Genomic DNA, 12,177 nt, shown 5'->3' with positions numbered 1-12,177 from the left:
GCATTGGTAAAGTCAACGGGACTGACCTATTTTCAAAAGCAGGGAAGGAACCAACGCTAAGCCCAGAGGTTTCCAAAATGGCTGCATCGGCAACGAACATCATCTTCGCGAAAAAAGGTCTGCGCGCGCGTGTGGACGCATTCTTTACCAGCATCGGGCAGGGCATCAATGCCTATACGGAATATCGCTCGCGTGCTGATCAGGTTCACGCACTGAATGCGAAATCGGACGAGGAACTGGCAAAGATGGGCCTGACCCGTGACGACATTCCGCGCTACGTTTTCCGTGATCTGTTCTACGTCTGATCGTCGCGCCGCTGCTGCGTGATCCGTGGTCCAGAAAACCCGCGCCGTTCCAATCCGGCGCGGGTTTCTTTTTGCGTTTTGATTGGATGACTTGACAGTTCACACGGGGACAGACAAGCCTCGGCAGATGTTTGATCTTCGTCCTGTTGGATATGTCGTTGGCCTGTTGCTGGCCTGTCTTGGGCTGACCATGATCCCCCCCATGATGGTGGATCTGGCCGAAGGGCGGGGCGAATGGGTCGTTTTCATGGAAAGCGCGGTGATTACCTTTGTCACCGGGGGGCTGATTGCACTGGCGTGCCAGAATGGCAATCAGGATCATCTGACCATCCAGCAGACATTTTTGCTGACCACGGGCGTCTGGGTGGCGCTGCCGCTTTTCGGCGCCTTGCCCTTTGTTTTCGGCGCGACCGAGGCGCGACTGGTCGATGCCGTGTTCGAATCCATGTCGGGGCTGACAACCACCGGGGCTACGGTGTTTTCCGGGCTGGACGATTTGCCCAAGGGGCTGTTGCTGTGGCGTGGCATTCTACAATGGCTGGGCGGCATCGGGATCATCGTGGTGGCGATGGTGTTTCTGCCGGAATTACGGGTCGGCGGGATGCAGATTTTCCGGTCTGAAAGTTTCGACACATTGGGAAAAATCCTGCCCCGTGCCACTGAAATTGCCTCGCAAATCTCGGTCATCTATGTGGCGCTGACGCTGGTGTGCTTGCTGGCCTACATGGCGCTGGGGATGGAGGCGTTCGAGGCCACGGTTCACGCCCTGACCACCATTTCCACCGGCGGGTTTTCCACCTATGACGCGTCTTTCGGTGCGTTTTCCGGGCCGTTGGAATATGTGGCGTCGCTGTTCATGATCCTGGCGGCGCTGCCTTTTGTGCGGTACGTGCAGATGGTGAACGGGCACCGCACGGCGCTGTGGCGCGACAAGCAGGTTCACGGGTTCCTGATCACGATCACGGTTTTGGTGGTGATCACCAGTGTCGTGCTGACCTCGATCTTTCCGCACCACTGGGAACAGGCGGTCCGAGAGGCGTTGTTTAACATCACCTCGATCATTTCAGGCACGGGTTATGCCAGCGTGGATTACATGGCTTGGGGGCATTTTCTGGTGGCGCTGTTTTTCTTTATCGGGCTGATTGGGGGCTGCGCGGGATCGACGGCCTGTTCGGTGAAAATCTTTCGCTATCAAATCCTGTTCGCGTCGATCCGGTCGCAACTGCGCAAGACGCAATCGCCGCACGGGATTTTTGTCCCCCGCTACGAAGGCCGTAAGATCGACGATGATGTTCTGAATTCTGTCATGTCGTTTTTTGTGTTCTTTATCGTGACGCTGGGCGTGTTGTCCGTGGCGCTGGGAATGACAGGGCTGGATTTCATCACTGCGGTTTCCGGCGCGGCGGCGGCGCTGGCGAATATCGGGCCGGGGCTGGGGGATCAGATTGGCCCGGCTGGGAATTTCAGCGGGCTGAATGATACGGCCAAATGGCTTTTGTCGCTGGGGATGCTGATCGGGCGGCTGGAATTGCTGGTGGTTTACGCGATCCTGACGGTGAATTTCTGGCGGGCCTGATCTGGTCGGGCCAAGGGCGCAGACCAAGAAAGCGGACAAAGAAAAAGGCGCGGTAGCGAACCGCGCCTTTCGTGCTTTTCAGTTCCCGCCGGGGCGGGGGCGATCATTCCCAGCAGCTTACCAGAACCGTCATGCCCGCGGCGCGGATCGTCATGTCCTCGGGGGGCATGTTGGTGATCTGGCCGATTTCGCTGGGGGTGATATTCAGGCTGGCCAGCAGCTTGCGAATTTCAGTCCCATCCAGCGCAAAACTGACATCTTCGGGCAGTTTCTGGGCGCCATCGACGCGGGGCAGCAACATGCCCAGCACCTCGCCGCCGGTATCAAAGACCGGCCCGCCCGCATCACCGGGCATTGCGGCCAGCGCCAGACGGTCCAGATTTTCCTGTCCCTGCAAGCCGCGTAAATCGGCCAGCGTGCCAAAGGTCAGCGTCGGTGCATCCAGCACCCCGCCAAAGGAATAGCCCGCCACCGCGATTTCCGATTGCAGGCGCGGCACGGCGGTCTGGAACCGGGCCACGGTGGCCGGGGCCAAGGCCTGCACCGGGCGCAGCACTGCAACGCCAAGCGCGGCATCGCTGCCCAGAACGCGGGCGTCGTTTTCACCATCCAGCGTGATCCGCGAACAGGCGGCCACGGCATCGGCGGTGGTCACGACCGTGCCTTTGTCATCGACATAAAAGCCCGAGCGGTTCAGTTTTGGTTGCCGCACGTCCAGACCCGATACCAGATCGACCCGCTGTTCCAGATTGCTGCCTGCGGCGGGGTCCAGTACCCCGTCAATCCGGGCAAAGCTGTCTTGCATTTCGCCCAGCAGGCGGCTGCGGCGGGTTTCGTCGCCAGTTGGCCAGATCAGGGTAAAGCCCTTGATTTGCCCGTCTTTCAGCGTGGCTTGGGTATGTGAAACGAATTGCGCGTTTTCACCCACCAGCGTGAAGGAATCGCCATCCAGCTTGCGCGGCCCGTTCAACGGCACGATTTCCAGCGTTTGCATGATGTCATACAGGCCATACAACGTGTTGCGGTCGCCCTCTTGCGAGATCAGCAAAACCCGCGCGTGCGGCACGCTGCCAGTGGCGGCGTAATGCGCAAAGGGGGCTTCGTAGCTGTCGAATTTCACGGCACCCATCGGCAGTTTCATGTCAATCCCGCTACGGGAATCCGTGACCCGGCGCAGGTCCAGACCGTTCAGAATGGCATTATACTGCGCCAACAATTCGGCCCGCTGCCCGGTGGTCAGAACGCCTGTGGGTTCGTGGTTGTTGGCGTCCTGCCATGCCGCCATAGATGCACGCGTTCCGCGCCCGAATGCACCATCAATGGACGCGTTATAAAACCCCGCCCATTGCAGCAGGCGTTGCAGGTCCATCCGTTCCTCGCGGGTCAGGGCGGCTTCGCTGGCGCGGGCTTCGCGCAGGGTTTCGTCCGGCTGGCGGATGTCCGGTTCGGCCACCGCTTCGGGCTGCTGTTCCGGCTGGGGTGTTGCGGTGTCGGTGGTTGCGTCGCCCGCGACGGTATCGGCGGGAGCGGTGGCCGGATCGGTCAGCCCGGCGCTGCCGACGGGCCAATACTGGCTGTCGAAATTGGCGCTATAGGCGATGAAGCTATCGCGGGGGATGCGTCCCTCGGCGCGGTAGACGCGCAACACCTGTTCGGCGTCATCACGCAGATACGGCCCCAACACGATGGCGTACCAGCCACCGCGCACGGAAAAGCCGTTCACGTCCTGTAAATCCCCGGAATAGTCGCGCGCCCGGTCCAGCGCTTGTGCCAGCGTGGGTTGGGCTTCGATCTGCACCCAAACGGTATCGTCTTGCGCAAAAAGACTTTTGGTGGCCATCACCACGAAAAATAGAGCGGCGGTCACTAATCTCAGCATAATGTCAAAAGGTCCTTGCCCTGTTCTGTTCTTCCTCTTTGTTCAACGGTTTTATCAAATCGCACGTTAGACGCACCCAAATAATGCGCTAAGGCGCAATTGACCCTGCTGGCCCTTGGACGTAGGTAAGGCGGGACTTTTTCTTGGGCCTGAAAAGGCCAACAGGGGCAGGACTGATGGCACAGACGACCACCAAACCGCGCAGCTTTCAGGAAATCATCCTGAGACTTCAGAATTACTGGGCCGAAAAGGGCTGCGCCGTGATGCAACCCTATGACATGGAAGTGGGCGCAGGCACCTTTCACCCGGCCACAACGCTGCGGTCTTTGGGATCGCGCCCGTGGGCGGCGGCCTATGTGCAACCGTCGCGCCGCCCGACCGATGGGCGCTATGGCGAAAACCCGAACCGTTTGCAGCATTATTACCAGTATCAGGTGCTGATCAAACCATCGCCGCCGAACCTGCAAGACCTGTATCTTGGTTCGCTTCAGGCGATTGGCATCGACATGGACCTGCACGACATTCGGTTTGTCGAGGACGATTGGGAATCGCCCACGCTGGGCGCGTGGGGGCTGGGCTGGGAAGTCTGGTGCGATGGCATGGAAGTGTCGCAATTCACCTATTTCCAACAGGTCGGCGGGCATGATTGCCACCCGGTTTCGGGGGAACTGACCTATGGTCTGGAACGTCTGGCGATGTATGTGCTGGGTGTTGATCATGTGATGGATATGCCGTTCAACAACCCGGATGCGCCGATTGCGCTGAAATATGGCGATGTGTTCCGCCAGACCGAACAGGAATATTCGCGTTGGAATTTCGATGTGGCCAATACCGACATGCTTCTAAAGCATTTCGAGGAGGCCGAGGCCGAATGCGAAGCAATCCTGTCGCAGGATTACGACGATCCCAAAACCGGCAAGCGTATCGTGATGGCGCACCCGGCCTATGATCAGTGCATCAAGGCGTCCCACCTGTTCAACCTGCTGGATGCGCGGGGGGTGATCTCGGTCACGGAACGACAGGCGTATATCGGTCGTGTGCGGGCCTTGGCGAAAAAATGCGCTGACGCCTTTGTGCAGACCGAAGCCGGGGGCTGGGCAGCGGAATGATTGGGAAAATACTGGCGGGTTTTATCGTGTTTACTGCCTTGGCCGCAGGTGCGGCAATGTATTGGCTTCAGGTTTACGCCTATTATGATGAAGTGGTGGCCAACGGTACGGATGATGTCCAGATGACATCGCTGGCGTCGGGCCAGCCCGAGCCGATTATCTATGATAATTTTCAGGCCATTGATTCTGACAGCTCGCCCATCCGGTATCGGGCCTGTTTCACCACGAACCACAGTCAGGCCATGTTGACCGAAACCTTCCAATCCTATGCCAAGGCCGACCCGCTGGTTGCGCCGGGCTGGTTCGATTGTTTCGACGCCAAGGAACTGGGCCGCGCACTGGAAAACGGTACGGCGCTGGCTTTCCTTGGGCAGGCCAATTTTCACTATGGCATTGATCGCATCGTCGCTGTGATGGACGACGGACGCGGCTATGTCTGGAACCAGATCAACCATTGCGGAGAGGTCGTGTTCAACGGTGAACCTGCCCCTGCCGATTGCCCAACTCCGCCGAAAGGCTACTGATATGCCCGATTTGCTGATTGAACTCTTCTCCGAGGAAATCCCGGCCCGTATGCAGGCGCGTGCGGCGGACGACCTGAAAAAACGTGTGACCGATGGTCTGGTGAATGCCGGGCTGACCTATGCGGGGGCGGCGGCCTTTTCCACGCCCCGTCGTCTGGCGCTGACCATCGAAGGGCTGCTGGCCGAAAGCCCCACTTTGCGCGAAGAACGCAAAGGCCCGCGTGTGGATGCGCCGGAAAAAGCCATCGAAGGCTTCCTGCGCGGTGCGGGGCTGACCCGTGACCAGTTGGAAGAACGCGACGAAAAGAAAGGCCGCGTTTTCTTTGCCGTGATCGAAAAGCCGGGCCGCCCCGCCGCCGAGATCGTGGCCGAGGTGCTGGAAGATGCCATTCGCAATTTCCCGTGGCCCAAATCTATGCGCTGGGGCGCGGGCAGTCTGCGCTGGGTGCGTCCGCTGCATTCGATCCTGTGCATCCTGAGCGACGAAGCCGGGGCCGAAGTGGTGCCGATGGATGTGGACGGGATCACATCCGGCAACACCACGCAGGGCCACCGTTTCATGGGGTCGGGGCGGTTTGCGGTTTCGGGCTTTGATGATTACGCGGCCAAGCTGAAGCGCGACCATGTGATCCTGTCCGCCGAAGAACGCGCCAATGCCATCTGGCAGGACGCGACCAACATGGCCTTTGCCAGCGGTCTGGAGGTCGTCGAAGATCGCGGCCTGCTGGCCGAAGTGGCCGGTCTGGTGGAATGGCCTGTTGTGCTGATGGGCGAAATTGGCGCTGATTTCCTGTCCCTTCCGCCCGAGGTGCTGCAAACCTCGATGAAGGAACACCAGAAGTTTTTCAGCGTGAAAAACCCGAAAACCGGACGCATCGAACGGTTTATCACCGTGGCGAACCGCGAAACCGTGGATCACGGCAAAACCATTCTGGCGGGCAACCAAAAGGTGCTGTCGGCGCGTCTGTCGGATGCGAAATTCTTCTGGGAAAACGATCTGCGGGTGGCCAAGGCCGGGATGTCGGAATGGACCGAACGCCTGTCGAACGTGACCTTCCACAATAAGCTGGGAACACAGGCGGCGCGGATTGCCCGCATTGCGGCGTTGTCGCGTGAAATCGCGCCGGTGCTGTCGGTGGACCCTGATCTGGCGCAGCAGGCGGCACAGGTGGCCAAGGCTGATTTGTCGTCTGAAATGGTGTATGAATTCCCTGAATTGCAGGGCTTGATGGGGCGCTATTACGCCGAAGCGGCGGGCCTGCCGCAGGCTGTGGCAAATGCCTGTCAGCAGCATTACGCACCGTTGGGGCCGTCTGACGATGTCCCGTCCGAGGACGTGTCCTCTATCGTGGCACTGGCGGATAAGCTGGATACGCTGACCGGATTCTGGGCGATTGATGAAAAACCCACCGGGTCCAAAGACCCGTTCGCCCTGCGCCGTGCTGCGCTGGGGGTGATCCGTATCGTTCTGACCGGGGATATGCGCGTCAATCTGGATCGTTTCATCGACAGCCAGTTGTTGAAGCACCACATCACCCAATCCGATGCCGATGGCGCGGATTTGGCTGCCCTGAACGACATGCTGGATGAAATCGCCGATCATGGTGTGTTCGGTGCGGCGCTGGAAACCGTGCTGGCCAAGCTGGCCCCCGATGCACAGGCGAAGGTGCAAGAGGTGGCCGCCCCCGTGCCGGACATCAGCGCCGATTTGCTGGCTTTCTTCCACGACCGGCTCAAAGTTTACCTGCGGGATCAGGGGATGCGCCATGACGTGATTGACGCGTGCCTGTCCATGCCCGGCAATGACGATCTGACCCTGCTGGTCAAACGTGCCCGTGCCTTGGGCGGGTTCCTGACCACCGATGACGGTGAAAACCTGTTGCAAGGGTTCAAACGCGCCAACAACATCCTGACGCAGGCCGAAGAAAAGGATGGGGTGGAATATTCCTTTGGCGCGGATGTCAAATTCGCGGAAACGGACGAGGAAAAAGCCCTGTTCGCCGCGCTGGACAGCGCGGAAGCGCAGATTGCCCCTGCCATGCAGGCCGAAGATTTCGAGGCCGCCATGTCTGCGATGGCATCGCTGCGTGCCCCGATTGATGCGTTCTTTACGGCGGTGCAGGTCAATTCCGACAATCAGGTGGTGCGGCGCAACCGTCTGAACCTGCTGTCGCGCATCCGCGTGATTTGCCTGTCGGTGGCCGATCTGAACCGGATCGAAGGCTAAGACCGGGGAAAGGGCAGGGGGCGTTGTCTCCTTGCCCGAAAACCCCAGAGTATTTTTTGCAAGATGAAAGCCCGCGTGCGGAAATTTCCCGGCGCGGGCTTGCCTTGTCCCGGATGGGGCGTATTCTGCGGCCATTGATGAAAGGTGCCGCAGTGCAGCAAAACGATCCACACATCACCCTGATTACCCCTTCGGCCCCGATGACGGCGTCCACGCATGGCGGGCGGGCGAAATGCCTGCAACGTCTGGTGCGGCTGGATTTGCCGGTGCCGAAAACTGTGGCGCTTAGCTTTGACGCGGTACATCGGATTGCTGCGGGGGACATGCCGAATATCCCTGCGTTGTTGGAACCCTTTGGCGATGCACCGCTTTTATGCGTGCGCCCGTCCTCGGAAGACCCGGATTGGGGCGGGCCGGGGGCGGTGCTGAATATCGGCATGAACGATGCGATGTATGTTGATCTGTGCGACCAACTGGGGGCCGAGGCTGCGGCGGCCATGTATCTGCGGTTCGTGCAGGCCTATGCCATCCATGTGGCGCGGCTGGACCCGGATATGTTCGACGATGTGGCGCTGGATGGTCCCGAAGGGCTGTCCGAGGTATTACGCGCCTACGAAGATGAAACCGAAGAGGAATTCCCCCAAGACCCTGCCGTGCAACTGGCCGAGGTGTTGCGATCTATGGCCCGCGCATGGGAAGGCACCACGGCGCGGCTGCTGCGGCAGGCCAAGGGCGCGCCTGCGGATGCCGGGCTGGGGCTGGTGGTGCAGGAAATGGCGCTGGGAATGGGGCAGGGGGAATGCGGTTCGGGCGTGATCCAGCTTGTGCACTCCAAAACCGGAGAGCCGCAAATCACCGGGCGGTATCTGTCGCAATCACAGGGGCGCGATGCGCTGTCTGTGGGGGCAGGGGCGTTGTTTTTGGAACGCGATCCGCGCGGGCCGTCCTTGCAGGAACTGGCCCCTGATGCGTTCGATGACCTGATCCGCCATACAGGAATGATGCGCCAACGCCTGCGCGAGGAAATGCAGGCCGAATTTACCATTGAAAACGGGCGGGTGCATATTCTGGACGGTGTGCGCGTGGCCCGTACCGCCCGCGCTGCGGTGCGTATTGCGATCAGCCTGGCCGAGGATGGGATCATCCCCAAGGAAGAGGCGTTGCTGCGCATTGAACCGCGGGCCATGAACGAATTGCTACACCGTCAGGTGGACCCGGACGCCCGGCGCGACCGGCTGGCGCGGGGGATTGCGGCCAGTCCGGGGGCGGCCTCGGGGCGGATCGTGTTTTCGGCGGCCGAAGCACAGGCCAGCGCCGCACGGGGCGAAGCCTGCGTTCTGGTGCGCCGGGAAACCAGCCCCGAAGACATTCGCGGGATGCACGCCGCCGTGGCGGTGTTGACGGAACGGGGCGGTATGACCAGCCACGCCGCCGTGATCGGGCGCGGCATGGGGTTGCCCTGTGTGGTGGGGGCGTCGTCCTTGACGTTCCACACCCGGCGCAAGACGCTGGAAACCCCGGACGGGCGCGAATTCCGCGCCGGGGATGTGATCACCATCGACGGCACCAATGGCGAAGTGTTGGCGGGCGAAGCCCCGATGCTGGAAGCCGCGCAGGACGATGCCTTTCAGACCTTGATGGGCTGGGCAGATGAATATCGCGATATCGGGGTGCGGGCGAATGCCGACACCCCGGCGGATGCCACCACTGCCCGCAATTTCGGGGCGCAGGGGATTGGCCTGTGCCGGACCGAACATATGTTCTTCGAGGCGGATCGCCTGACCGTGATGCGGGAAATGATCTTTGCCGATGACAGTCAGGACCGTCGTGCCGCGCTGGACCGTCTGTTGCCGATGCAACGGGCGGATTTCGCGGAACTGTTCCGTATCATGCAGGGGCAACCCGTTTGTATCCGCCTGTTTGATCCGCCCTTGCACGAATTCCTGCCCAGCGACCGCGCCGGACACCGCGAACTGGCCGAGGCGCTGGATCTGCCCCTGTCCGACGTGACCCGCCGGGTCGAGGCGCTGAGCGAATATAACCCCATGTTGGGGATGCGCGGCGTGCGGCTGGGGATCACCGTGCCGGAAATCTATGAAATGCAGGCCCGCGCGATTTTCGAGGCTACGATCGAAGCCAGCCGCGATGGTGATCCGGTGGTGCCGGAAATCATGATCCCGCTGGTATCGGCCAAGCGCGAGGTGGAACTGGTGAAAACCCGCGTTGATGCCGTGGCCGTGGCGGTGCGCAATGAAACCGGGGTGAAGTTCGCCTATCGTCTGGGGGTCATGGTGGAAACGCCGCGTGCGGCCTTGCGGGCGGGGGAAATTGCCACCCATTGCGAATTCCTGTCTTTCGGAACGAACGATCTAACGCAGATGACCTATGGCTTGTCGCGCGATGATGCGGGGCGGTTCATGTCGGCCTATGTGCAGCAGGGCGTTTACCCTGAAGACCCGTTTCACATGCTGGACACCGAAGGCGTGGGCGAGTTGCTGAGCATCGGTGCCGCACGTGGTCGCGAAGCGCATCCGAACTTGACTTTGTCTATCTGTGGCGAACACGGCGGGAACCCCGAATCAATCGCTTTTTGCCGCGAGGCCGGGTTCAGTTATGTGTCCTGTTCGCCCTTCCGGGTGCCGGTTGCACGGTTGGCGGCAGCGCAATTGGCTGTTCGGGATAAGTTGGGCTATATTTCGGGTTAGCGCATTGAAATAAAACGGTTTGTTCCAGTTTTCTGGGGGCGTTAACCCGCCCCGAACTGGCGCAAACTGGCCGATTTTTCCCGCCTTGGGTGGACGAAACGCGATTTTTTCTCTATGCGCCGGGTGCTGTGGCAGCGTTTTTGGACGCTTCCGTGGTTCGGAGACTGAAAAAATGCGTATCCTTCTGGCCTGTATTCTGGCCCTTTCGACGGTGGTCCCGGCTGTTGCCGACACCCCGATGGACCAAGTGCTGAAGCAGGAACAACGCGGGTTATTTGGGCAATCTGCCACCCGGTTAAGCAAACTGCTACGCCCCTCGGGCAAGCTTGAACAAATCAGCTATTCGCGCGAATGGCTGGCGGGACTTCCCAAGGCAAAGGGCGGCGAGGAATGGCGCTGTCTGGCCGAAGCCCTGTATTTCGAAGCCCGTGGTGAAAGCGTCAAAGGCCAATTTGCCGTGGCCGAAGTGATCATGAACCGCGTCGAAAGCCCCCGGTTTCCCGATACTGTTTGTGGTGTGATCAATCAGGGGACGGGTCGGAAATATCAGTGCCAGTTCACCTATACCTGTGATGGTCACGCCGAAGTGATTGGCGAACCTCGGGCCTTTGAGCGGGTGGCCAAGGTGGCCAAGCTGATCCTGTCCGGCGCGCCGCGCAACCTGACCGATGGGGCCACGTATTACCACACCAAGGCCGTGCGTCCGAAATGGTCGCGCAAGTTTTCGCGGACAGCCACGATCGGGGTGCATCACTTCTATCGGCCACAAACCGAGCTGTCACAAAACTGACGCCCGCCGCATATGCCGGTTTTGGCCGGGATTCAGGCGTATCGCGCCTGTTGCCCGGTTGCCAATCCCATTAAATTGGGTGCAAACGGATACGCAGCGCCCGGCGTCAGGCGCGGAAGGGGCGACCAATGTCACAGGAACTTAAATGGGCCTTTGCCCATCCGTCTGAACGGGCCGAAGGGACGGCAGGCGAGGGGCCGCTGGATCGGATTTCCCTGCGCGATCATGTGGTCGAGGTGGAAATCGGTGCCTTCCAGAAGGAACGCGGCACAACCCAACGCATCCAGTTCAACATCGTGGTCGAGGTGCGCCCCCTGACCGGACCCGTCGATGACGATGTGGATCGTATCCTGTCTTATGACCGTGTGACCGAAGCCATCGCGCATGAACTGGCCGCCGAACGGCTGAACCTGTTGGAAACGCTGGCTGAACGGGTTGCCGAACGTATTCTGGCCGAACCGCAGGCCATGCGGGTTTTCGTGCGGATCGAAAAGCTGGATCGTGGTCCCGGTGCGCTGGGGGTGGAAATCGTGCGTGCTCGCAAAGACGTGCATCCCCATGCCCCCGCCGAAGATAAGCCGCATCCGCAGGTCGTGTATCTGTCCAATGCTGCGGTGCAATCGCCGCTGCTGTCGCATTGGATTGACCAGTTGGAACAGGAACACCGCCCAACCATCCTGTGCGTTGGGGCACCCGATCAGGCGGCCCCGCAGGCCTGCAACCCGATGGCGCAACGGCGGATTGACCTGTTGGCGATTGAGCAAAACGCATGGGTGCTGGCGGGGCGCGACAGGCGTTGTGTGGTGGTGAACACCCGCACGGAACTGGATTGGTCGATGAAAAACGATCAGATCAGCGTTTGGGCACCGTCCAAAATCGTGCTGGATGCGGTTGATGGGCCTTCGGCCCACCCGCGTCAGGCGCTGGGGGTGGTGCTGTGGTTTGCCCGCGAAATGCAGGCCGCTGACGTGCTGATCATCGGAGAAGACCTGCCTAAGGACGATACCCTGCCGCTGCGGGCAGTGGCGGTTGACGTCAAGATGCTGTAACCATCGGGCATTC

General features: G+C 60.4%; 9 protein-coding genes. 8 read left to right on the top strand and 1 reads right to left on the bottom strand.

Annotation, left to right across the window (positions count from 1 at the left end; all coding sequences use genetic code 11):
- Nucleotides 1-77: 77 nt before the first annotated feature.
- On the top strand, nt 78-305 hold the full coding sequence (locus FN828_RS03850) for a DUF1127 domain-containing protein (protein WP_142492078.1): 228 nt from the start codon (nt 78-80) through the stop codon (nt 303-305).
- A gap of 127 nt (nt 306-432) precedes the next feature.
- Nucleotides 433-1,881 (top strand): TrkH family potassium uptake protein, encoded by a 1,449-nt coding sequence (locus FN828_RS03845; protein WP_142492077.1) that lies wholly within the window; start codon nt 433-435, stop codon nt 1,879-1,881.
- A 103-nt stretch (nt 1,882-1,984) separates the two neighbouring features.
- On the opposite strand, the gene FN828_RS03840 is transcribed toward FN828_RS03845, so the two are convergent.
- Entirely contained in the window at nt 1,985-3,760 is a 1,776-nt protein-coding gene (locus FN828_RS03840; RefSeq protein ID WP_142492076.1) for a serine protease, read from the bottom strand.
- Between the two features lie 176 nt (nt 3,761-3,936).
- Here FN828_RS03840 and FN828_RS03835 point away from each other — a divergent pair, with 176 nt between their 5' ends.
- The 6 genes from FN828_RS03835 (at nt 3,937) to FN828_RS03810 (ending at nt 12,164) form a co-directional block, all read left to right on the top strand.
- Nucleotides 3,937-4,869 carry a glycine--tRNA ligase subunit alpha gene (locus FN828_RS03835; RefSeq protein WP_142492075.1) on the top strand — a complete coding sequence of 311 codons (933 nt, stop codon included), beginning with the start codon at nt 3,937-3,939 and terminating at the stop codon, nt 4,867-4,869.
- A complete protein-coding gene (locus tag FN828_RS03830) occupies nt 4,866-5,393 on the top strand; it encodes a DUF6446 family protein (RefSeq protein WP_185958920.1) in 528 nt (175 codons plus the stop codon). Before FN828_RS03835 ends, FN828_RS03830 begins: the two co-directional genes overlap by 4 nt.
- Before the next feature lies 1 nt (nt 5,394).
- Entirely contained in the window at nt 5,395-7,620 is a 2,226-nt protein-coding gene (glyS, locus tag FN828_RS03825; RefSeq protein WP_142492074.1) for a glycine--tRNA ligase subunit beta, read from the top strand.
- A 137-nt stretch (nt 7,621-7,757) separates the two neighbouring features.
- Nucleotides 7,758-10,325 (top strand): pyruvate, phosphate dikinase, encoded by a 2,568-nt coding sequence (ppdK, locus tag FN828_RS03820; protein ID WP_185958933.1) that lies wholly within the window; start codon nt 7,758-7,760, stop codon nt 10,323-10,325.
- Nucleotides 10,326-10,497: 172 nt separating this feature from the next.
- Nucleotides 10,498-11,115, top strand: a complete 618-nt coding sequence (locus FN828_RS03815; RefSeq protein ID WP_142492073.1) for a cell wall hydrolase — start codon at nt 10,498-10,500, stop codon at nt 11,113-11,115.
- 128 nt (nt 11,116-11,243) lie between these two features.
- Complete coding sequence (locus FN828_RS03810) at nt 11,244-12,164, top strand: dihydroneopterin aldolase (protein WP_142492072.1); 921 nt, start codon at nt 11,244-11,246, stop codon at nt 12,162-12,164.
- Nucleotides 12,165-12,177: the final 13 nt, after the last annotated feature.

This window comes from Thalassovita litoralis (assembly GCF_900182725.1).
GTDB lineage: Bacteria > Pseudomonadota > Alphaproteobacteria > Rhodobacterales > Rhodobacteraceae > Thalassobius > Thalassobius litoralis.
This window is presented reverse-complemented; position numbering and strand designations above follow the sequence as displayed.

Coding starts and splice junctions, on each gene's coding strand:
- FN828_RS03850 (WP_142492078.1), top strand. CDS start 78: ATGGCTGCATCGGCAACGAACATCATCTTCGCGAAAAAAGGTCTGCGC.
- FN828_RS03845 (WP_142492077.1), top strand. CDS start 433: ATGTTTGATCTTCGTCCTGTTGGATATGTCGTTGGCCTGTTGCTGGCC.
- FN828_RS03840 (WP_142492076.1), bottom strand. CDS start 3,760: ATGCTGAGATTAGTGACCGCCGCTCTATTTTTCGTGGTGATGGCCACC.
- FN828_RS03835 (WP_142492075.1), top strand. CDS start 3,937: ATGGCACAGACGACCACCAAACCGCGCAGCTTTCAGGAAATCATCCTG.
- FN828_RS03830 (WP_185958920.1), top strand. CDS start 4,866: ATGATTGGGAAAATACTGGCGGGTTTTATCGTGTTTACTGCCTTGGCC.
- glyS (WP_142492074.1), top strand. CDS start 5,395: ATGCCCGATTTGCTGATTGAACTCTTCTCCGAGGAAATCCCGGCCCGT.
- ppdK (WP_185958933.1), top strand. CDS start 7,758: ATGAAAGGTGCCGCAGTGCAGCAAAACGATCCACACATCACCCTGATT.
- FN828_RS03815 (WP_142492073.1), top strand. CDS start 10,498: ATGCGTATCCTTCTGGCCTGTATTCTGGCCCTTTCGACGGTGGTCCCG.
- FN828_RS03810 (WP_142492072.1), top strand. CDS start 11,244: ATGTCACAGGAACTTAAATGGGCCTTTGCCCATCCGTCTGAACGGGCC.